This is a genomic window from Bacteroidota bacterium (assembly GCA_013696965.1).
GTDB lineage: Bacteria > Bacteroidota > Bacteroidia > JACCXN01 > JACCXN01 > JACCXN01.
This window is the reverse complement of sequence record JACCXN010000004.1, coordinates 1-21,951: the sequence shown is the minus strand read 5'-3', so window position 1 is coordinate 21,951 and position 21,951 is coordinate 1. Positions and strand designations below refer to the sequence as shown.

The following is a 21,951-nucleotide window of genomic DNA, read 5'->3' as shown; positions in this document are numbered from 1 at the left end:
TGATTATCTCTTTAATAAATTAGTTGCAACAAGTGCGGCTATTATTTTTTCCTTAGTTAAGGGTTTTCCTATAAAAAAATTTGCGCCCCTTTGTTTTGCAGTTTTCCTTTCGGCAGCCCCATCATTAGCGCTTATCATAATAATTACAGGATTTCCAATACTTGCTTTTTTTATTTTTTCAATTGCATCAAGCCCAGAGCCATCCGGTAAATGAATGTCCATGAAAACCACAGAAAAATCAAAAGATTTAACCAACTCTATGCCCTGGCTTATTAAGCCACTACTTAAAGGTTGAAAATTCAATGATTTCAGAAGAATCTGCATAAGAAAACGGATGTCATTCTCATCATCAATAATTAATGCATTTAATTGAGCCATGCTATTTTTTGTTGTAAAACACCTTACACTTGTTGAATTCGTTTTTAGGATATATGACTTGATTAAAACGAAAACTTAATCTTTGTTATTTCATTTAAAATAATAAAATCGCTGATATTCAACATATAAAGGAAATAATATTTTTTGCAATTGGATAGTTTTGTGCTTGTTTTTTAATAATTTTGTCATTAATTAAATAAAACACCAAAAGATTTATAAAATTTTATACTATGAAAACCAGAAGTAATATAATACTGGTACCAACAGACTTTACAAAAGTAGCTGATTGTGCGATTGAACATGCCATTGAAATTGCTAAAACGCAAGTAGGAGAAATAAGTCTGCTGCATGTTGTTGCAAAACAAGTTCAAGTTGAATCAGTAAAAGAAAAATTAGAAACCTTAGCAGAAGATATAACAAACAAAAGTGGTGTAAAAACGAATATTATTATCCGAATTGGTAATATTTTTGAAGATATTGGAGATGTTGCAGCGGAAATAGGAGCTGGATTAATTATTATGGGAACTCATGGAGTTAAGGGTTTTCAGCATATAACAGGAAGCCATGCACTAAAAGTAATTACTAATTCCTCGGTTCCTTTTATTGTTGTACAAGAAAAATCAATCAAGAACGGGTATAATGAAATTGTTCTTCCGTTGAGTTTATCCAGAGAAACAAAACAAAAACTTTCTGCCACTGTAAACCTTGCCAAATATTTTAAATCAAAAGTGTTTATTATCGCTCCAAAAGAAGATGATGAATTCCTAAGCAATACAGTAAATAGAAACCTTGCATTCGCTAAAAATTATCTTGCTGAACAACGCGTTCCCTTTTCTGTAAAACAGGCTGATGAGAAAGGTAGTTTCGTGAAGCAAGTTGTTAAATATGCTCATTCAATTGATGCGGATTTAATTGCAATAGTAAATTCTCCGGATGGATCTGTATTGCCTGATTTTTTAGCCAGTGCCGATGAACAGCAAATAATCACCAATGAATTTCAGATTCCTGTTTTGTGTATTAACCCTGCCCAGACCACCGTTAGTAGTGGGATTTTAGGATCTTAATTATATAGAACAAAGAAATTTTTTGACAGCTTTTAATAATCCCGATTACTACCGGTAATCGGGATTTATTTATTTTAAAGGGTTAAACTCATGCCAAAGCGAGCTTGTTTTTTAAAATAAAGGCACAGAAACAGATCAGAAAAGCGTGGGCAAATACATTCATCCTCATTCTTTTTTGAATGATCCTGTTTAAGAAGTGCTTTTATTTTATATTATCAGGAGAAAAATCAGGAAATCTGTTCGGGTTTATTTTCCTTGTATTTGTTCTCAGCCAGGCGAATTTTAATTTCTTCTAAACGCTTTAGCTTCTCGGGTTCTCTTATATTTTTAGAGGAATCAGTAAAGTATTTGTGTTTTTGAAGGAAGGAGATTTGTAATTCATCCCATTGCTTATCACCCTTTACAATGTCTCTTGCCATTAATTCTTTCTTTAGCTTATTGCCAATTGGATAAAAATCATTACGGCCTAAATAATCAAGGTCTGCATCACAAAGTATTTTTTCAAGAAGGGTTGTGGCAGTTTGGGGAACTTGTGTTGCCATGATCATTTTTTCGATCATTTCAATTTGTTCAGGACTATAACCAAAATTTGGTAATATCTCTTTTGCCATTGCAACTCCAATAGGTTCATTTTTAAAATACTGTTTAGTGAATCCTGCATCGTGATACATTGCAGCAGTTTTAAGAACCATCATATCTTCTCCTTCCACACCTTCTATTTCCCCGATTTTCTCCGCATTATCTCTAACATCAATGGTATGACTAATTGCGTGGTAAAATAAATCCTCAGGCAACTCATCTTCGAGCTTTTTCATAATAAACTGCTCTGCTTTTTTATAATTTATTTTGTAAAATAAAATTGTGGCCAGGTTGCTTTTGAAAATCTCATTCGGTATAATTCCTTCATTGTTTTCAGATAATTCAGGCTTTATCCTGTCCACATAATACATGTCGATTTCACCTTTGTTTTTAGCTAAAACCTTTCCCCTGTATGTACAATCAAAATAATCTTTAATGTGTTCATAGGTCTTACCTGATATATTTACTTTTCCAACCTCACCATGCATTTCCATTCTGCTGGCAATGTTTACAGAATCACCCCATATATCATAAGCAAAGCGCTTTATTCCAACCACCCCAGCAATAAGCTCACCTGTATTTATTCCTATTCTTAATTCCCAAAATTGTTGGCCATTTTGAATTTTCTCTCTTCTGAGTTCCTGAATAAAGCGTTGAATTTCTAATCCGGCTAGCACAATATCAACTGGATTGCTTTTATTTCGAATGGGCAATCCGCCAGCACACATATATGAATCACCTATGGTTTTTATTTTTTCCAGTCCATATTTTTCGATTACCTCATCAAATTTTACAAAACACCTATCCAATTCAGCAATAAGATCTTTAGGCCGAAGCGACTCTGCAATTTGTGTAAATCCTTTAAAATCGGTAAACATGATTGAGGCCATCCGGTAATGTCTGGCTGATGCTTTTCCTTTGTTTTTAAGCTCTTCAACCATTTCCTGCGGGAGCATGTTTAAAAGGAGTTTTTCAACCTTATCCTTCTCCTTTTCCAGCATTTCTTTTTGTGCCTCTATTTTCCTGGACTGATTTAAAATTTCAGTGGTTCTTTCTTTAACCAGGCGTTCCAAATGCCTGTTTTGGGCTTCAATTATTTTTATTCTTGATTTATATATGGCTAAGAAACAACCTACAATAAAAACACTGGCAAGGAGCCTAAACCACCAAGTTTTCCAAAAAGGTGGAAGTATGGTAACAATTACCGATACTCCTTCTTCATTCCAAATACCATCACTATTTGATGCTTTTACACGGAAAACATATTCACCCGGATCAAGATTAGTATAGGTAGCCTGTCTTCTTTGCCCCACATAATTCCACTCTTCATCAAAACCCTCCATAATAAAGGCATAATTGTTTTTATCAGGAGAAGAATAATGCAGTGCAGCAAATTCAATAGTAATGACGGATTGTTTATAGCTTAATTCAATTTCAGATGTTTCATGAAATGCTTTACTTAGAGGAGCGTTTTTTTCTCCAACAATTACCTCTTTGTTAAAGATCAATAAATTGGTGAGTATAACCTGAGGCGGAACTTTATTAATATGAATATTTTCTGGAAAAAAGGCATTGAAACCATTAATACCCCCAAAAAACAATTCACCTGAATTACTGGCAAAAAATGCACCGATGTTAAATTCGTTGCTTTGTAGTCCATCATTTTCGAAATAATTCTGGAACTTTTCTGTTTGGGAATTAAACTTAGAAACACCTTTATTGGTACTCATCCATAAATTGTGATTTTTATCGCTTAATACACCATAAATGACATTATTGGACAGGCCATTTTCTTCTGTAAAATTGATGAACTTTTCAGTAGCAGGATTAAACCTGTTTAAACCCCCTCCATATGTGCCAATCCAAATAAATCCATCGTGATCTTCATTTAAGGATAAAATAATATTGTTATTTATTGAGCTCTCTGATTTTTCGTTGCTCATGAAATATTCAAATGAAACGGAGTCTTTGGAATGTTTAATTACTTTATTTAAACCTCCTCCATTAGTTCCTACCCAAATATTTCCATGGGAATCCTGCAAAATATTTCGGATTACATTATGGGTAATTGTTCCTGGAATTAAAAGATCGGAACGATATGCTTTTACTTGCTCCCTTGCCTTGTCAATAAAAAAAAGCCCCTCTTTTGATCCTAGCCAAAGATTTTGTTCATTATCTTCAAAAATAGTATAAACACGTAGTGATTTAAGACCTAAATCACGATTGTTCTTTGGTTTAAAAACAGTAAAGGTTTCTGTAGTCTGATTAAAACTGTAAATGCCTGCATCGGTTCCTACCCACAATATGCCGGATTTATCTTTGTATACGGAATAAACACTTTCATTAAAATTCCGGCTATGGTCTGAAGATTTATGCAGGTATGTTTTAACCGTATTGTTTAATCTGCTAAAACGATTTAGTCCCCTGTCTGTACCTATCCATAAAACACCATTTTTTTCTTCGAAAAGAGACCATACAACATTGCTGTTAATGGAATTGAAAGATCCGGGAATGTTCCTGTAATGATGAAAATTTTGTTTGTTGTGATCAAATTTACTTATTCCCCCGTTGGTGCCAATCCATAAAGTACCGGTTCGATCTTCATAAATAGAATAAATAATATCATTTACAAGACTGCTTGGAATATTGGAATGATACTGAAACCGAGTGAATTGCTCTTCCTCTTTTTTAAATCGGTTTAAGCCTCCTCCACTAGTTCCAATCCACAAAACGCCTGATTTGTCCTCAAATAAGGTATTAATTACATTGTGAGAGGGACTATTTAATTTATTTTCCTCTGAATAATAACGTTTGAAATTCCCTTTGTTTTTAGTCAGCCTATTTAATCCATCATTCGTACCAATCCACATAAAACCCTGCCTGTCTTCAATAACTGATAAAATGGAATTATTGCTCAGAGTTGTAGGATTGAGTGGGTTATTCAGGTAAGTAATAAATTTATTGTTCCGACTGTCATAAACATTAAGTCCATTGTTAGTACCAACCCATAAATCTCCTGATTTATCCAAATACAAAACCTTAATTCTGTTATTGCTAATAGAATTTATATTCGAAGCATTGTGAAAGTACTGCGTGAATTTTTCTGTTTTTGGATCAAATTTATTTAAACCCGATTCTGTACCTATCCATAAATACCCTTTAGTATCTTCAGCTATTGATAATACAGAATTGTTACTCAGACTGTTTTTATTTGTAAAATTAGTTTTATAAGCAGTGAATTTTTGTGTTTCAGGATTAAATTTATTTAAGCCCCCTTCAGTACCAATCCAAAGAATACCGTTTTTATCTTCAAAAATGGTGTTAATAAAGTTGTCTGAAATGGAAAAACTATCAGAAGGATTAAATTTTAAAACCGTGAAGTTATATCCATCGTATCTATTGAGCCCGTCTTGGGTGCCAAACCACATAAATCCACTTTTGTCCTGCAAAACATAATTAACCGAACTTTGAGAAAGACCTTCCTTAATAGAAAGATTAATAAATTTGATGCTGTTATTTTGGGCATTGACATTAAAGCCAAAGAGCAAAATAAAGAAGATAACTAAATGTAGAAGTTTTCGCATTTTCAACCGATGGATACGCAAAGTAAAAAAAAAAACAATCCAATGATATCAGTAAACCGAAATATTTATTGTTTATTACAAGTTTAATAGCAGAATTTTATTTTTTTTGATTTGTTAAATTTGTGGAATGGAATTAAAGCCTTTGTTCTTGTTGATATTCATTCTTAATTGTTTTTTACAGAATGTATACTCACAAAACGGTCTCCGCATTGGTGCATATCTAGGGGCTACTTATTTCCCTTTTACAGGTTCAGGTTCCTTGTTTGAGTCTCCCAATGAAAAGCCACATGGAGAATATGGTGTTTCCTCAGGCTTTGCCTTGCTTTTTCAGCCAAATAACCATTCCCAGATTATTGTTAATTCAGGATTTAATTATCACCGCCTTCATTTTCATTACATGGATTTTGGCACTCAGTATACCGGTACATTTAATTATTCATTCCTTAGCGGAGGTTTTAGCTATAACAAATCCTTTCCTTTTACATACAGGGGAAATGTTCATACCGGGAAAATTATCCTTGGATTAAACATAAATAGTCAAAATTTTTCCTCCATAAAAACGGATTCAAATTCTTTTTCATATAAAAGCTCCCTTATTCCAGCCAATTATATTCAACCGGAATTTTTTGCAGGATTAGGAATAATTAAAAAACTAAAAAAAAATATTTTCCATCTTAATTTAACATACAATATAAATCCAATAAAACAGATTAATTATAAGGCAACAGTTGGTAGCGGAGCGTTGGCATCAACTGGGGTTAATAATCAACAAACACAAATAAGAAAACTCGGCTATCATTATGCAATGTTAAATCTTATGTTTTTTCCAAAAACAAAAAAATTCAGGATACACAGATCTAAAGATTGGTCAATTTGTGAATGATTTATTTTTGGCAATTTCAATTACTTTTTCAATTGCGTTCTTGCTTATGGATCTTCCTTTTTTTTCAAAAGTATCGGCTAAAAAAACAAATACGCTTTCCTCTTCATTCTTTTCATCTTCATCCGTAACTGTAGCCTGTACCTGATAATGAAATTCCATTATAGTTTCAACATCTTTAAAAGTAAGTTCATTTTTTATTTCTTGTGATAAAGCATCATATACCCTCTGGCATTTTTGTTCATCAAGGTAATCCAGTTTGTGATTTTCTACCAGTTGCTCCACGGTTACATAATTTCCTGTTACAGGATCAAAAATCAGTTCATCGTTTTCATCTTCTTTTTCCTGAGAAATTTCTGGCTTTTCACTAAAAACAACATACAGAATAAAAATTACAAATGCAATAACTGCAATACCAATGATGATAAGTGTTGACAAAGGAAGTCCCATTTGATTTGATTTTTAACAAAAGTAATATTTAATATCCGAAAATTACAAGGAATTGAGCCTTATCAATAGATTCAAGAGAAGGGAAAAGCACTATGGATTCAATTCGTATATAAGAAACAGCAAATGAAGTATAAATTGAGATGTTTTTATTAATTAAAGCATAACTTTATGGATAAATAATTTTTTCCGGTTCAAAAACAAAAAATCCACCAAACCTCCTAATTATAAAGGTTTCATTTAAGGATAAAAAATTGGAACACATTTTGAAATCAATAATCGTAACAATTATACCATATCATTGATATAAACGTTAGCAAAAAGCTAGTATATTTAATCTCTATTAAATAAAATTGTATGATTCATAAGAATAATTTCAGGATGAACCTGTTTCTCCTTTTTTTAACATTTTTTTTCTCATCGGGGCTTTTTGCCCAGGATATATTAAAGTCTTCTGAAAAGTATAAGGCTGCCCTTGCAACTGTTTCTATGGGTTATGTTGATAAGGTGGATGAGGAAAAGCTGGTTGAATACGCCATTATAGGTATGCTTAAGGAGCTAGACCCACATTCTGTTTATATTTCCAAAGAAGAATTAAAGGAAATGAATGAACCTTTGGTAGGTAATTTTGATGGTGTAGGAATTCAATTTCAAATACTCAATGATACAATCATGGTTATTGCCGCCATTCCAGGGGGGCCTTCAGAAAAATTAGGCATTCAATCAGGAGATAAAATAGTGATGATCGAAAAAGTTACTGTGGCAGGAATTGGAATAAAGAACAGTGATGTTATGTCAAAACTAAGAGGCGATAAAGGCACAAAGGTATTGGTATCAATTATGCGAAGAGATTCTGATAAATTAATTGATTATAACATTACACGTGATAAAATTCCTATTTATAGTCTTGATGCCTCCTACATGGCCGCTCCTGAAATAGGTTATATTAAACTTAACCGATTTGCCCAAAATACCATGGATGAATTTCATAAAGCCCTTGACGAACTTCAGAAAAAGGGAATGAAAGACCTTGTGTTGGATTTAAGGGGTAATGGCGGAGGTTATCTACATGTTGCTATTGCCCTTGCTGATGAATTTTTGACAGAAAGAAAACTGATAGTCTATACAGAAGGGCTTCGTCAGCCTAAACAGGAAAACTATTCATCCTCCCGGGGGAAATTTCAAAAAGGAAAACTGGTTGTGTTAATTGATGAAGCATCCGCATCTGCTAGTGAAATTGTTTCTGGAGCGGTTCAGGATTGGGACAGAGGCCTTATTATCGGCAGAAGATCTTTTGGAAAAGGCCTTGTACAGAAGCCTTTCCCTTTGCCTGATGGATCTGCTATGCGGCTTACTACTGCACGTTATTTTACTCCAACAGGACGGTCTATCCAAAAACCATATGACAATGGAACGGATGAATACAATAAAGAATTATTCAAAAGGCGTGAACATGGAGAATTCTATCATCTTGACAGTATAAAAATGGATGATTCTTTGAAATTCTATACTCCCCAAGGCCGTGTGGTTTACGGTGGGGGTGGAATTATGCCAGATATTTTTGTTCCGGTTGATACTACTTTTGCTACTGATTACTATATTGATTTAATAAGAAAAAATGTATTAAATCAATATGTTTTAAACTATATTGACAAAAACAGAAAAGGCTTTTCTTCAAAATACCCTACTCTTGAAAAGTTCAAAGCTGATTTTATAGTTGATGAAGAGTTAATGAATGGGTTTTTAAAATATGCCGAGAAAGAAGGAGTTCCAAAGGTTGAGAATGAATTTTTATTGTCTGAAAAGATCATTCGCGAGCAGATAAAAGCGCTTATTGCTCGAAATTTCTGGCAAACTAACGCCTATTATGAAGTAATGAATGAATCTAATGAAGCATTGATTAAAGCCGTGAAAGTAATACAAGATGATTCCTTTGAAAAAATGAAACTGAATTATCTTGGATTATCAAAATAATAATTTATAATTTTGCCCCGTTTGTAGAATTATATATTATAAATAATATTAGAAAGATGAAAGAAAATTTAAAAATCGGATTATTAGCGGTAATTGCAGTAACATTAGTTGCTCATACTGTTTTGCAAAACAAAGGTTCAATATCCGAATCCTCAAAAAACCAAACAGCAACGGCTGCAACGGCTCATAATCCAAATGATGGAGGCGACCATACAGGGCATGATCATGGAGAAAAAAATCCTTTTAACACTGAAACCCCCCAGGCTACCGAAGTAAATACCGGTCCTGTAACTGGTGTTGCTTTTGCAAAATCAGCACATGATTTCGGAAAAATAAAGCAAGACACTAAAAACACCTTTAAATTCAAATTCACTAATACCGGGAATAATCCTTTGATCATTGAAAATGCTACGGGATCTTGCGGTTGTACAGTTCCTGAATATCCTAAAGAGCCAATCGCTCCAGGGGCCCAAGGCGAGATTACTGTGGAATACAGTCCTGGAAAACAACAAGGGGCACAATCAAAAACTGTTACTATTACTGCTAACACTGAGCCAAAACAAACTATGCTGACCATTTCAGCAAACGTTGAAGAAGTTCCTGTTAAATAATTAATAAATAAGTATTAAAAGAAAACAGTCTTTGACTGCACAATGTGCGTCATTGGCTGTTTTTTTGTTTATTTGCGTTTCTTTATGAAATAACCATCTGCACAAACAGGAATGAAATAGAACATGATACCCGAAAAATCGGGATGACAATTAAAAAACAAATGCTTTAGCATTCATGAGTTCCCTAGAGGAATAATTAAATAAAGTATAAATTATATTTATGAAATAGCCATGCACCAAAAGTGCGCAAACACTAATGAATATAACATGGCGTCCCGATAAATCGGGATGACAACTAAAAAAACAAATTATATACATATGAAATTTCAGCAGATAGAAAAAAGGTTGAAAAACAATAAAGTTGTTTCTATTAGAGAATGCTGTTGTGAAGATGCTGAAGGATTAATTAAAACGATTAAAGAATATCTTTCTGATAGTGAATGTGTACCTCTTGAACCAGATGAGTTTAATCCAAGCATTGATCAGGAAAGTCAGTGGATACAATCATTTATTGAAAACGACAATTCACTTTTTCTGATTGCCATTTATGGAAAACAAATAATTGGGAATATTGACCTAAAAGGGAATCAAAGACGAGCCTTAAAGCATACTGCTGCAATAGGAATGGGTATGCTCAAAGAATGGCGAAACACGGGATTGGGGACAGCATTAATGGATTGCAGTATTAATTGGGCAAAACAAAATTCACTGTTAGAATTGTTATGGCTACAGGTTTATGGAAATAATAGTGCCGGAATTTCATTGTATAAAAAAGCAGGATTTAAGGAAAATGGAGTTCAGGAAAAGTTTTTCAAGAACCAAAAGAATAGCTATTTTGATAATATTACAATGACTTTAGCACTGAAATAAATAGAAATAAAACCACACTATATACCAATGCAAAAAATAGAAAACTATATTAATGGTCAATTAGTTGGGCCTCATAGCAATTCTTTTATAGACAATTACAATCCTGCTACCGGGAAAATTTATTCCCTGATACCCGACTCTGATGGAGAAGATGTTCAAGATGCGGTTAAAGCTGCAAAAGGTGCATTTGCATCCTGGTCATTAACTTCAAAAGAAAAGAGATCTGAAATTTTAATCAGGATTTCTGAATTAATAACAGAAAACCTGGATAATCTTGCTCTTGCTGAATCAATAGATAATGGAAAACCCTTGTGGCTTGCTAAAATGGTTGATATTCCACGAGCTTCAAGTAATTTTCATTTTTATGCCACAGCCATTCTTCATTTTGCCTCCAGTGCTCATGCAATGGAAGAAACTGCACTTAATTATACGCTCAGAACTCCTGTTGGAGTAGCGGGTTGTATTTCACCCTGGAACCTTCCGTTGTATTTGTTTAGTTGGAAAATAGCACCAGCTTTGGCTGCAGGAAATTGTGTTGTTGCCAAACCTTCTGAAATTACCCCTATGACAGCTTATCTTTTATCAAAAATATGTATTGAAGCAGGCTTGCCAAAAGGAGTTTTGAATATTGTGCATGGTTATGGTCATAAGGTTGGTGCTGCTATTACAGCAAATCCCGATGTTCCTCTGATTTCTTTTACCGGAGGAACTCAAACCGGAGCTGAAATTGCCAGGGTTGCTGCCCCCATGTTTAAAAAACTTTCACTTGAACTTGGAGGTAAAAATCCAAATATAATTTTTGCAGACTGTAATTTTGAAAAGGCTTTGCATACTACTCTTCAATCATCATTTGCAAATCAGGGACAAATTTGCCTTTGCGGATCGAGAATATTTATAGAAAGGCCCTTATATGAAAAATTCCGTGATGCTTTTGTGGAAAAGGTAAAAACCATGAAAGTAGGCAACCCAATGGAGGAGAGCAGTAAGTTAGGAGCTGTGGTTTCAAAATCCCATATGGAAAAAGTGCTATCCTACATTAAGCTGGCTAAGGAAGAAGGAGGTAAAGTGATTTCAGGTGGGCAGCGTGTTATTTTAGAGGGGGAATGTAAGGATGGTTGGTACATTCAACCTACTGTTATTGAAGGTTTGGCCTATAACTGCCGTACCAACCAGGAAGAAATTTTTGGTCCAGTTGTTACCATTATGCCTTTTGATACCGAAGAAGAGGTGCTAAACGCTGCAAATAGTACTCAGTATGGACTTGCAGCAGTTCTTTGGACAGAAAATCTTTCACGTGCTCACCGCCTGGCCAATAAGCTGCATTCTGGTATTGTTTGGATTAATTGCTGGTTACTTCGTGATTTACGTACCCCTTTTGGAGGTGTTAAAAATTCAGGAGTTGGCCGTGAAGGAGGATTTGAAGCACTTGAGTTTTTTACCGAACCTAAAAATGTTTGCATTAAGCTTTAAGAAGATTGGTGGTTATAAATTATTAATCCCAGGAGTTTTAAACCAAGATAATAAGCAGTATTCACAATTCTTTCTCTATCATTTGAGCCTTTTCTTTTAATAATTCTAGGGCTAAATCAATAGTGTCAAGATGTGTTCTAAATGAAAGAACAGCTAGTCTTAGCATGAAATTTCCATTCAAAATTGTTGAGGAAATAAATACTCTTCCGTCTTTTTGAATTTCTTCTACCAGCTTTTTATTAAATTCATTTACATCCCCTTTTTTAGGAATATAACGATAAGTAACTATAGACAAATCAGGGTAATTCCCAAGTTCAAAACCCTTAATTTCACCAATTTTTTCGTAAAAATATCGTGCAAGTAATATTTTTTCTTCAAGCGCGGATCGGAAAGGCTTTAAACCAATAAGTTTTAATGGAAGCCAAAGTCTTAGTCCTCTGAAATGTTTAGATAATTCAGGGGATAAGTCAGCAGGGGAAAATTCATTCATTGAGGAAATTGTATCCTGCATATAATTTGCCGAATATTGGTGCGATTTGGCCATTTGGTCTCTGTTCTTAATCAAAACCGCCCCTGATCCATAAGGAAGAAATAAGCTTTTGTGCGGATCCATTACAATAGAATCAGATTCAGCTACACCTTTTAAAGCCTTTTTGCCTTCATCGCATAAATTAAAAAATGCTCCGTATGCGCCATCAAGGTGAAACCAAAGATGGTACTTTTTGGCAATTGCACTTATTTCAAGTGCCGGATCAACTGCTCCTGTGTCCGTAGTGCCTACAGATCCAATTATTAGCCAGGGGCTTAAACCTTTTAATTTATCTTCTTTTATTGCTTGTTCTAACTTTTTTGCATTCATCCTGAATTTTAAATCAACCGGAACATAACGAATTATGCATTCCCCAAGCCCTGCAATGCGTATTGCTTTGTCAATACTATGATGAACCTGTTTTGTAAAATAAATTACACTTTTGACAAGGTCTCTGCCTTTTAAATTAAAGGAATCACGAGCGGTTACAATAGCAGTTAAATTGCCTATACTTCCTCCTGAGGTAAGATTCCCCCCAGATTCAAGTGGATAACCCATAAGCTCTGCCATCCATCTAAGAAGCATGTTTTCCATACGTACAGCTCCTGGCGAAGCAAAGAAAACACCGGCATAACGGTTGGTAATATCTGCAATGTAATCTCCAAGGGCAGAATAATATAAGCCACCACCGGGGATGTAGCCAAGATGTCCGGCAGATGCAGGGTTTAATGAGGGATAATCAACATTTTTTTTCAAAACATCGATTAATGTATCCATTTTTAAAGATTCTTCTGAGGGAGCAAAAGAATAAATATCTTCTCCTTTGCTCTCCTCCATAGTAAATGCTTTTTGATGTTTTAAGGTATCAAGAAAATTTTCGGTATAATTTACTACACTTTCCCTTACCTTGTTTCTTATTGGAGCAAGCGGCTCTAGTGCTTGAGATTCCTTCTGAAGTTCTTTTATCCGGTCAGTCATTACTTGTTTTTTAGGTATTGAATTTGTATTTCTTTGAGAGAATAGTTGAAAAATTAAGGTATTAAAATTGAACATTAAATTGCATTAATCCAACAAATCATCCTATGAAATAGCCATTCACCAAACCGTTCACAAACGCTAATGAGTTTAACATGGCAATACCATATGACAACTAAAAATCAAATTATATACATATGAAACCTGAAGAAAGAGAATTAATAAAGAAGATTGTAGAAATAAGTACAGTAATTCAGGAAAAATATCCTGAACTTCTTTATGAGCTTGAGGAATATAATTATTATACCGGAGGAGAGGAAGATCCTCAGAAATTACAGGAGAATCCACAGGTAAATTACAGGTCGTTGGCTTCCTACCTTGATACCCTTAAAGAATTGTTAAATAAATACCTAATGGAGAAAAATAAAAAAGACCTCTATTTGATAAATCATATCTAATTGTTTAAATGAACCTTAGTCGTTTAATAAAACGCTTGGGTTAATAATTAGAACAGAAATAAAAATTTAATTTTTTTGGTTGTGTCTAAGCAAATATTTAATTTTTTAAAAGGGATTAAAAGCTCCGGTTATTGTTGTAATTAATAGAACCTTTGGTTGAACTTGTAATCTTTGTTTCACAAAAAAACAGTTGAAATTTCTAATTTTTTAAAATAGATTTTTCAGTGGAATTTAGTTAAATTTTCTTTGTTTTTTGATGTGTGGTTTTCTTTGTTTTTATCTATTTTCAAAAACAGAACAGCTCATTTTTGAAAAGAATGTCAATAAAAGTTAAAATAAATAGTTCTTCCAAAACTGTTTTTCATTATAGGTAAAAAGAAAAAAATTCAAGAAAATAAATTGTTATAACCCACTATTAATGTGCAATTGCTGTTAATACAGGATATAATGCGTATTTTGCAATAATTCCCTGAATAATAAATCAAGAAATAAACTTACCTGCGATGAAAATAATGAATATGGAAATGGATATGAAGACCCTTGATAAGCTGATTACTCAGGCAATAGATCTTGGCTTTGTTATTGTGCCTAAGGTTTTACTTGCGTTAATTACTTATTTTATTGGCACTTTCATTATAAGATTACTTGTAAAATCAATAAAGAAAATTTTTACAAAATATGAGTTAGAGTCTTCACTGGCTATTTTTCTTTCCAGTTTCCTAAAAGTTTTTCTATATGTAATGCTCTTTCTGGCCCTTGCGCAAACCCTGGGAATTCAAGCTACTTCCTTTCTTGCTGTTTTGGGTGCAGCTGGTTTGGCTGTAGGTTTGGCTTTACAAGGTTCTCTTGCAAATTTTGCGGGTGGAGTATTGATTTTGATTTTCAAACCATTTAAAGTTGGAGATATTATAGATGCTCAAAACACTTTAGGAGAAGTTGAAGGGATTGATATTTTATATACAAAAGTTAGAAACCTGGATAATAAAGTGGTTGTTATTCCAAATGGTACCTTAGCCAATTCCAATATTAGCAACCTTACTGCCAAACCAATTCGCAGAGTGGAAATGAGTGTGGGAGTTGCTTATGGAACAGATCTTAAAAAAACAAGAAAAGTAATTTTGGAAGCTCTAAAAAAAGATGTGCGAATTATCGAGGATCCTGAATCATTAGTTCATTTTAAATCTTTTGGAGATAGTTCCCTGGATTTAATAGTAAGATGTTGGACAAAAACCGAAGATTTCTGGCCAGTTTATTTCGACAACATGGAAACATTAAAAGAAGCTCTTGAAGAACATCATATTCAAATTCCTTTTCCTCAAAGAGATGTACACATGTTCCATCATGATACCGTTTCTAAGGTAATAAAGCCTAAAGAAGGAATTGCACTTAAATAAAACAAGTATTTTTTTATTTGATATTAAAGGCAAGCTTACATTCTTATTCCAAAAACAGATACCTGGAGTTTCACGCAAAGTCGCAAAGAGATTTACGCAAAGGGCGCTAAGAATTTTGTGGATTTTTATTTGCACTCCCATCTGTGCATAGTTTTAGTTAGCTGGATATGTAACAATAATGCATCAAGCTTTTTCAAACTCGTTTAGACTTTTATATCCAAAAACACCTGAAGAATGATATTTGGAAAACAGAAAACAACAAACCTGTACTCTACAGGCCTTCAGGCAATAGCCTGGGACATGAAAAAACATAAAAAGTCTATAATAGTGCAAATAACCTGGATTATTGTAAATAAAAAAGCTTCCTAAGGTGATAAAATCTCAGGAAGCTTTTTTTTTGTGGATCCCACTTATGCAGGAACCATTTCCATTTGTTCTCTGCTCCAATGACGGTGCTGAGCTATTGCGGTCTTAAATTCTGACTTAAACAGTTCATAATTTCCACTTCCATTCATGGATATTATACCCATTTGGGTATTTACAACATTGTTTGAATTAATGTACATGTCCGGGATGTCTGATTTTTTTAACAGCCCTACCCCTTCGGATATGGCGCCTATTGGTTTACAATGTTTGAAAGCTTCATTGATAAAATGAATTGCATCGCCTTGCTTTTGTAAATTTTCCAGGCATTCCTGACCGGCTGGAATTAATACCGCATCATACATAATAGAGGCAGTAGTAAGGTGGCTTTTATCTGTATCAATCATTTGTCCGTCCATACTTTTTTTCTCGCCAAATGTCTCTGATACTATTTCAATAGTAGCTCCTTCCTTCATTAAAAACTCCTTTACCTCTTTCAGGCTTTTATAATCAAATCCATCTTCTACCAGAATGGCTATTTTTCTGGTTTTAATGGTATCCTTTATTGTGCTTTCCATACTTAAAGCAGGGGAGCTGATAACGCTTTTTTTATGTTTCCATTCTTCTTTTAGTTTCTCTATCACTTCATAATCTACACCCTTAACTTTAACCATTTCCATAGGTTCTTTTAATCCAATACCCTTTGCAACTTCTTGTGATAATTTAAGGTCAACATTCGTCAACATATTAACCATCCTTTCCCTTATTTCCATGGTATTTACTTTTCCTAATTCAAAATGGAATGCACTGATGATGTGTTTTTTCTCTGCTTCAGACATGCTGTTATAGAACATGGTTGCCTGACTGAAAAAATCTTTAAAACTGTTGCTTCTTTCCCTTACTTTATTTCCCTCTACATGTTGGGGATGATGCACATACCCTCCTTCACTAAATGAGGACATGTAAGGGCAACCTTTAGCAAGGGAGTTGGGAGTGTAATTTACCCTTCCCTTGTTTACTGTTTGCCTCATAAAACCATCCCGCTGATTATTTGTAACATCAGCATGGGGCCTGTTAATTGGAATTTCTGTGAAATTAGCACTGCTAAAACGGTTTAGTTGGGTATCTAAATAAGAGAATAATCTTCCTTGTAGCAATGGGTCATTAGTTACATCAATCCCTGGCACAAGGTTTCCCGGGTGAAATGCTACCTGCTCTGTTTCTGCAAAAAAATTGTCCGGGTTCCTGTCAAGCACCATTCTTCCTATTTTTTGAACAGGCACAAGTTCCTCAGGAATGATTTTGGTAGCATCGAGTAAATCAAATGCAAAATCAAACTCGTTGTCTTCTTCTACTATTTGAACCCCTAATTCATATTCAGGATAATCTCCTTTTTCTATTCTATCCCATAAATCCCTTCGATTAAAATCCGGGTCCTTTCCAGCTAGTTTTTGAACCTCATCCCATGCAAGGGAATGCATTCCCAAAAGTGGCTTCCAATGGAACTTTACAAATGTTGATTTCCCCTCTTCATTAATCATTCGGAATGTATGCACTCCAAAACCCTCCATCATTGCATAGCTTCTAGGTAAAGCCCTGTCAGACAGAACCCACATGATCATATGCATGGTCTCAGGCATCAAGGAGGTGAAATCCCAAAAATTATCGTGTGCAGCGGATGCTTGAGGCATTTCATTATGAGGTTCTGGTTTAATTGCATGGACTAAATCAGGGAATTTAATGCCATCCTGGATAAAGAATACAGGAATGTTATTACCCACTAAGTCGAAATTACCCTCTTTAGTATAAAACTTTGTCGCAAATCCTCTTACATCCCTTACAGTGTCAGCTGAACCTCGAAATCCTACAACTGTAGAAAAACGCACAAATACAGGTGTTTTTACTGAAGTGTCATTTAAAAACAATGCTTTTGTTAACCCTTTTATTGGCACATAAGACTGGAAATAGCCATGTGCTGCTGACCCTCTTGCATGTACAACTCTTTCTGGGATTCTTTCGTGATCAAAATGAGTGATTTTTTCACGGAAGTGAAAATCTTCCATTAATGTTGGTCCTCTTAAACCAGCCTTTAAAGAATCATCTGTATGATTTATTCTTACTCCCTGGTCACTTGTCAGATTTTGATTAGCTTCTTTTTTTTCTTCTCCGTTTTCTTTCATTGTAATGATTTTTATTTCCATTGAAGTTAAGTAAAAAACAAGTCATTAAAAAACGAAATCCTATACTGTTTAAAGAACGAATTTTTGGTGTTACTGATATTGTATGTATTAGCGACCTTTTAAGTGATTTTCTGACTTTTGCTGCTGCTGCTAATTCAAACTAATTCATTAGGACTGTTTATTTGGAATTTATGATTAAGAATTTAAGTAATAAAAACAAAAAACGCCTCTGCTGAGCGAAGTTTTAGTTGAAAGCTCCCTGCTGTGCATAGTTTTAGTTAGAAGCTAGGCGTAGTTTTAAACTACGTCCGAAAATAAGGTAGCTTTTAGCTACACATGCAGTTTCCATAAAGTAATAAAATCATAAAATTTAGATGTCCTTTTTCATCCAAAAATGAGTTTTTGTTATAAGTGGGTTAAGTAAAAGGTTTACAGCAAATTACCAAAAAACCTGCTGCTAAGGTTGGCATGTAAAGAACGAAGTGTTTAATATAAGCGTTCAGAGGCGGGTTATTAACAATTACTCTAAAAGATAAAACCAACGGGAAGAACAGAGGGGTAGAAAAGCAAGTAATAATATCCCTCTGGATTTAATAGTACTGTGTTGGACAAAAACCGAAGATTACGGGTTACTGAAAACTACCTTCTTTTAGGATCAACACCTTCTTTACTTTCATATCCCCTTAGAATATAAGATTACTGAAAACTATCTTCTTTTAGGATGTAGCTTGGAATAATGCAGGAGTTTTTAAAAAAAGCACCGCAGCAATTTGCGCAATTTGCTGGGTGCTTTTTTAATTAAGAGAAGGAGAAGCTTATTTACTGATCATTATTTTCTGAACGCTGATTGCATCATTACATGTTACCTGGCCAACGTTGTTTAAATTGAGGGGAAGGTAAATGAATTTACTATAGTAGAGGGTTGCAAAAAGTGTGAATAATGTAACAACTTTAATAAGTTGTGTAACAATAAAAGGAAATAAGCAACTCACCTTTGTATAAGAGAAATGTTTTAAATGTTTATTAAACAATAAAAGTAAATTTTGGAAGAATTAAGACAGGCTTTCAGTAATTTTTTCAGTTAAAAATAAATTAATAATACAGGAACTCAACAGTAAACAAATTTTTAATCTAAAACTTAAATAGTATGAAACAATCAATATTAATTATAGCAATGTTTTTCCTTATAGTTCAAAGTGGTAAAGCCCAAACAAATGATTTGCGAGAAAGGGTTATTTTCGGAGCAAAAGCGGGACTGAATTATTCAAATGTTTATGATTCTCAAGGTGAAGAATTTTATGCCAATTCAAAAATAGGTTTGGCAGCTGGAATTTTTTTAGCAATTCCTATTTCAAAATTCATAGGGCTTCAGCCCGAGGTATTGCTTTCTCAAAAAGGGTATAGCTCATCAGGCAGTTTTCTTGGTTCACCTTATAACCATACGCGAACCACAAGTTATATTGACTTACCCTTGTTCATTACATTAAAGCCAGGTGAATTTATAACTCTTTTGGCCGGCCCTCAAGTTTCTTATCTGTTTCATCAAAAGGATGTGTTTTCTAATGGAAGCATAAGTTATGAGCAGGAAAAAGAAATAGAAAATACCAATTTCCGTAAAAACACTTTTGGTTTTGTTGCCGGGGCTGATATTAATATTAATCATTTGGTAATTGGAGCAAGAGCAGGATGGGATATCCAGAAAAACAATGGCGATGGAACATCTACCAATCCTAATTACAAAAATGTTTGGTACCAGGCCACTATTGGCTACAGGTTTTACAAATAAGAAGAGTGTTTTAAGAAATAATTATCCACCAATTCTGTAGTTGCCTTTGAAAACAATATTGACCTGGGGTACAATGCTCAATTATATCAAAATATTTACTTAAATATGAAAGCTGCCTGGTAATAACTAACCATCCACATAATTTGGCATTTCCTATGTGCGGAAAGTCTTTTTCCATTGCTTCTGTGGTTTGATATTGTGCTTTTTTCTGATTGGAATTTTAAATTCTTTTTCAGCAATATCAACCATTGTAGAAAAAACTATGGCTTTAAGTTCTGCTTCTTTTAATTGTTTTTCCAGTTCAGCCACTCTCTTTTTTAATTGAAGATTTTCAAATAATCCATCATTTGGACTATTTGGTTTTTCTGCCTTTTTCTCTTTTGCCATACGATACCGGTTTAATAAAAAATTAGGCTTTTCCTGTTTTAATTTTGGTATTGTAACCCAACTTTTTCATCCAGCGAAGCAATTGGCCATGCTCTTCTTTTTGTCTCCAAGTGATTTGCTAAAACAATTTACCAATGTAGATAGCAACTCCAGTAGGGAAAATTCGAGAACAAATTCCACAAATATTTTTATGATATAAAGTTGTTTCCCTGTTGGTATTTGTTATAATTTTCGGCATAATTTTTTGGATCAAGAAATAGTTGAAAATCAACAAAAAATTCAATTACCGCATTTAATAGCGCATTAGCTACAATGCAATTTCTTCCTAAAAAAAGACTAACAAAAATGTTTCTAACAATTTAAAAAACAATTATGAAAAAAATAATTTATTTAGCCGCCTTTGCAATAACAATCACAGGCTGTAAAAAAAGATGATTGCCCTGGACCTCCTCTATGGCTCGTAATTGGATAAGTATATTTTCTCAGACTGGCAATCTCTGCTGAGCGAAGTTTTAGTTGAAAGCTCCCAGTGTTGGCTGAAGTGCTAATTTATGGCTTTATTCTAACGATTTTATTGTCTCTAATAACAACAAGTTCGCTTTTTCTCTCTTTTTTAAATTCTAACATTTTTTCATAAGCCTTTTTCAAGCCTTCTAAAATTTTATTTCTGCGGTCAATTTTATCTTCTGGTATCATAATAGTCTTTTAATTCATTAAACTTATTTTTATCAATTATATTTAATTTCTCACTCCCTGTTTTTTCTGCAATGAGTTGGTTGTATTCCAAATAAGTAATCACTCCTTATGATACATTTAATGCACGGAAGTTCGATACATTTCAATTTTTATCCTATCCTGAATAACCGTCCAAAAGATTCCAAGGATTTTGGTTTTTAAACATAAGAAATTAGATTGTGATAAACATAGAATTATTCCAAAAGCATTAAGAAGAACATAACAAAAACCAAAATCCGTCTGGTCATTCAAAACATTCAAGGATTTGACTTAATCAATAGGAATTGAATATTAGAAATATCAACTAAAATCTAAAAAATTTTCGAAAGTAATAACGGTTTCAAATCCGATTTTTTTGAATGCACGCATTACGCTCAACGTTTTGCAGCTACAAGAAGTTGGCGATTTCGAAGCACTAAACTGTCTGCCACGACAAAACTTGATACGAAGCACAAAACTTCATTTAACCACTGAACCGCCAATTTTTTGTAGGTGCTGTTAGCGGTTCGTTGTTTTTTTTTTCGTCATTGTCCGTTACTGTCACGGTTTGTGTTGTTGTCGGTTTGCCTTCTCGCCAAAACTAAACTAATCCGTCCTTTCTCTTTGCAGTAAGTGTCACGATAAACTGTCAGGTTAATTTTATGCTTTTTTTGAATAGAGGTTTTTAAGTCCCCAAACAAGAGTAGTAATTGCAGAAAGTCCAATCAATATTCTCAAAAAATCTGTCCCGATTGTTCTTTCGTCTCCCATTACCATTTGGATAATGTCTTTACCAACTGTCCCATTTAATACAGCGTTCATTGCACCGAAAACGGTCAATAACAAGCAAATTGTCAAAATTGTTTTCATATTTTTTTGTTTTAAAATTGTCCTACTCGTTTGGCTTTTCGGTGTCGCCCCGTTTTTTTAGTGGTTGCTGGTCTCCACTTTTATTTTTGTCTACCAGTCGTAAAAAACTGTCAGTAAAAGTCAAAGTTAATTTTTTTTTTCAATCTGTCTGTCCGCACAAAATTATCAGGCTGCGCTGTCGTCCTTTACAATGACCGCTAACGTTTTGCAGCTACAAGAAGTTGGCGATTTCGAAGCACTAAACTGTCTGCCACGACAAAACTTGATACGAAGCACAAAACTTCATTTAACCACTGAACCGCCAATTTTTTGTAGGTGCTGTTATAGGGCGTTGTGTGTCCTGCGTTACCTCGGGGTACAAAGATAAGTTCTTTGACAAGGTAACAAAACTTTTATAGAGATGATAGACTTTTAAAGAGTGTATGAAACGAGCCAGTC

At 34.0% G+C, this 21,951-nt stretch carries 17 protein-coding genes; 9 read left to right on the top strand and 8 right to left on the bottom strand.

The window, feature by feature from the left end; all coding sequences use genetic code 11:
- Window positions 1-3: 3 nt before the first annotated feature.
- The gene (locus tag H0V01_00375; GenBank protein ID MBA2581818.1) at window positions 4-378 is read right to left on the bottom strand and encodes a response regulator; all 375 of its coding nucleotides are present in this window, start codon (window positions 376-378) and stop codon (window positions 4-6) included.
- A 230-nt stretch (window positions 379-608) separates the two neighbouring features.
- Here H0V01_00375 and H0V01_00370 point away from each other — a divergent pair, with 230 nt between their 5' ends.
- On the top strand, window positions 609-1,442 hold the full coding sequence (locus H0V01_00370) for a universal stress protein (GenBank protein ID MBA2581817.1): 834 nt from the start codon (window positions 609-611) through the stop codon (window positions 1,440-1,442).
- A gap of 227 nt (window positions 1,443-1,669) precedes the next feature.
- Here the strand turns inward: H0V01_00370 and H0V01_00365 are convergent, their stop codons facing one another.
- Complete coding sequence (locus H0V01_00365; GenBank protein ID MBA2581816.1) at window positions 1,670-5,605, bottom strand: hypothetical protein; 3,936 nt, start codon at window positions 5,603-5,605, stop codon at window positions 1,670-1,672.
- A 127-nt stretch (window positions 5,606-5,732) separates the two neighbouring features.
- Here H0V01_00365 and H0V01_00360 point away from each other — a divergent pair, with 127 nt between their 5' ends.
- Entirely contained in the window at window positions 5,733-6,488 is a 756-nt protein-coding gene (locus H0V01_00360; protein ID MBA2581815.1) for a hypothetical protein, read from the top strand.
- On the opposite strand, the gene H0V01_00355 is transcribed toward H0V01_00360, so the two are convergent.
- On the bottom strand, window positions 6,474-6,935 hold the full coding sequence (locus tag H0V01_00355; GenBank protein MBA2581814.1) for a hypothetical protein: 462 nt from the start codon (window positions 6,933-6,935) through the stop codon (window positions 6,474-6,476). The genes H0V01_00360 and H0V01_00355 overlap by 15 nt on opposite strands.
- A 354-nt stretch (window positions 6,936-7,289) precedes the next feature.
- Between H0V01_00355 and H0V01_00350 the strand changes: the two genes are divergently transcribed.
- The 4 genes from H0V01_00350 to H0V01_00335 all read left to right on the top strand — a co-directional run bounded on the left by H0V01_00350 (window position 7,290) and on the right by H0V01_00335 (window position 11,857).
- On the top strand, window positions 7,290-8,906 hold the full coding sequence (locus H0V01_00350) for a S41 family peptidase (protein MBA2581813.1): 1,617 nt from the start codon (window positions 7,290-7,292) through the stop codon (window positions 8,904-8,906).
- A gap of 56 nt (window positions 8,907-8,962) precedes the next feature.
- Entirely contained in the window at window positions 8,963-9,517 is a 555-nt protein-coding gene (locus H0V01_00345; GenBank protein ID MBA2581812.1) for a DUF1573 domain-containing protein, read from the top strand.
- Window positions 9,518-9,835: 318 nt separating this feature from the next.
- A complete protein-coding gene (locus tag H0V01_00340) occupies window positions 9,836-10,387 on the top strand; it encodes a GNAT family N-acetyltransferase (GenBank protein MBA2581811.1) in 552 nt (183 codons plus the stop codon).
- A 27-nt stretch (window positions 10,388-10,414) separates the two neighbouring features.
- Window positions 10,415-11,857: an aldehyde dehydrogenase gene (locus H0V01_00335; GenBank protein MBA2581810.1), complete on the top strand. Its 1,443-nt coding sequence runs from the start codon at window positions 10,415-10,417 to the stop codon at window positions 11,855-11,857.
- Between the two features lie 61 nt (window positions 11,858-11,918).
- On the opposite strand, the gene H0V01_00330 is transcribed toward H0V01_00335, so the two are convergent.
- Window positions 11,919-13,364 (bottom strand): amino acid decarboxylase, encoded by a 1,446-nt coding sequence (locus H0V01_00330; GenBank protein MBA2581809.1) that lies wholly within the window; start codon window positions 13,362-13,364, stop codon window positions 11,919-11,921.
- A 194-nt stretch (window positions 13,365-13,558) separates the two neighbouring features.
- Here H0V01_00330 and H0V01_00325 point away from each other — a divergent pair, with 194 nt between their 5' ends.
- Window positions 13,559-13,819 carry a hypothetical protein gene (locus tag H0V01_00325; GenBank protein ID MBA2581808.1) on the top strand — a complete coding sequence of 87 codons (261 nt, stop codon included), beginning with the start codon at window positions 13,559-13,561 and terminating at the stop codon, window positions 13,817-13,819.
- Between the two features lie 518 nt (window positions 13,820-14,337).
- Complete coding sequence (locus H0V01_00320) at window positions 14,338-15,213, top strand: mechanosensitive ion channel family protein (protein ID MBA2581807.1); 876 nt, start codon at window positions 14,338-14,340, stop codon at window positions 15,211-15,213.
- 410 nt (window positions 15,214-15,623) lie between these two features.
- Here H0V01_00320 and H0V01_00315 read toward each other — a convergent pair whose 3' ends face one another.
- The gene (locus H0V01_00315) at window positions 15,624-17,777 is read right to left on the bottom strand and encodes a catalase (GenBank protein ID MBA2581806.1); all 2,154 of its coding nucleotides are present in this window, start codon (window positions 17,775-17,777) and stop codon (window positions 15,624-15,626) included.
- Window positions 17,778-18,903: 1,126 nt separating this feature from the next.
- Here H0V01_00315 and H0V01_00310 point away from each other — a divergent pair.
- Window positions 18,904-19,542, top strand: a complete 639-nt coding sequence (locus H0V01_00310) for a PorT family protein (protein ID MBA2581805.1) — start codon at window positions 18,904-18,906, stop codon at window positions 19,540-19,542.
- Between the two features lie 153 nt (window positions 19,543-19,695).
- Here H0V01_00310 and H0V01_00305 read toward each other — a convergent pair whose 3' ends face one another.
- The 3 genes from H0V01_00305 to H0V01_00295 all read right to left on the bottom strand — a co-directional run bounded on the left by H0V01_00305 (window position 19,696) and on the right by H0V01_00295 (window position 21,513).
- Window positions 19,696-19,929 (bottom strand): hypothetical protein, encoded by a 234-nt coding sequence (locus H0V01_00305; GenBank protein ID MBA2581804.1) that lies wholly within the window; start codon window positions 19,927-19,929, stop codon window positions 19,696-19,698.
- A gap of 549 nt (window positions 19,930-20,478) precedes the next feature.
- Window positions 20,479-20,625, bottom strand: a complete 147-nt coding sequence (locus tag H0V01_00300; GenBank protein ID MBA2581803.1) for a hypothetical protein — start codon at window positions 20,623-20,625, stop codon at window positions 20,479-20,481.
- Window positions 20,626-21,303: 678 nt separating this feature from the next.
- The gene (locus H0V01_00295; protein MBA2581802.1) at window positions 21,304-21,513 is read right to left on the bottom strand and encodes a DUF378 domain-containing protein; all 210 of its coding nucleotides are present in this window, start codon (window positions 21,511-21,513) and stop codon (window positions 21,304-21,306) included.
- Window positions 21,514-21,951: the final 438 nt, after the last annotated feature.

Coding starts and splice junctions, on each gene's coding strand:
- H0V01_00340 (MBA2581811.1), top strand. CDS start 9,836: ATGAAATTTCAGCAGATAGAAAAAAGGTTGAAAAACAATAAAGTTGTT.
- H0V01_00335 (MBA2581810.1), top strand. CDS start 10,415: ATGCAAAAAATAGAAAACTATATTAATGGTCAATTAGTTGGGCCTCAT.
- H0V01_00360 (MBA2581815.1), top strand. CDS start 5,733: ATGGAATTAAAGCCTTTGTTCTTGTTGATATTCATTCTTAATTGTTTT.
- H0V01_00345 (MBA2581812.1), top strand. CDS start 8,963: ATGAAAGAAAATTTAAAAATCGGATTATTAGCGGTAATTGCAGTAACA.
- H0V01_00300 (MBA2581803.1), bottom strand. CDS start 20,625: ATGATACCAGAAGATAAAATTGACCGCAGAAATAAAATTTTAGAAGGC.
- H0V01_00355 (MBA2581814.1), bottom strand. CDS start 6,935: ATGGGACTTCCTTTGTCAACACTTATCATCATTGGTATTGCAGTTATT.
- H0V01_00320 (MBA2581807.1), top strand. CDS start 14,338: ATGGAAATGGATATGAAGACCCTTGATAAGCTGATTACTCAGGCAATA.
- H0V01_00370 (MBA2581817.1), top strand. CDS start 609: ATGAAAACCAGAAGTAATATAATACTGGTACCAACAGACTTTACAAAA.
- H0V01_00365 (MBA2581816.1), bottom strand. CDS start 5,605: ATGCGAAAACTTCTACATTTAGTTATCTTCTTTATTTTGCTCTTTGGC.
- H0V01_00375 (MBA2581818.1), bottom strand. CDS start 378: ATGGCTCAATTAAATGCATTAATTATTGATGATGAGAATGACATCCGT.
- H0V01_00315 (MBA2581806.1), bottom strand. CDS start 17,777: ATGGAAATAAAAATCATTACAATGAAAGAAAACGGAGAAGAAAAAAAA.
- H0V01_00330 (MBA2581809.1), bottom strand. CDS start 13,364: ATGACTGACCGGATAAAAGAACTTCAGAAGGAATCTCAAGCACTAGAG.
- H0V01_00310 (MBA2581805.1), top strand. CDS start 18,904: ATGAAACAATCAATATTAATTATAGCAATGTTTTTCCTTATAGTTCAA.
- H0V01_00295 (MBA2581802.1), bottom strand. CDS start 21,513: ATGAAAACAATTTTGACAATTTGCTTGTTATTGACCGTTTTCGGTGCA.
- H0V01_00350 (MBA2581813.1), top strand. CDS start 7,290: ATGATTCATAAGAATAATTTCAGGATGAACCTGTTTCTCCTTTTTTTA.
- H0V01_00305 (MBA2581804.1), bottom strand. CDS start 19,929: ATGGCAAAAGAGAAAAAGGCAGAAAAACCAAATAGTCCAAATGATGGA.
- H0V01_00325 (MBA2581808.1), top strand. CDS start 13,559: ATGAAACCTGAAGAAAGAGAATTAATAAAGAAGATTGTAGAAATAAGT.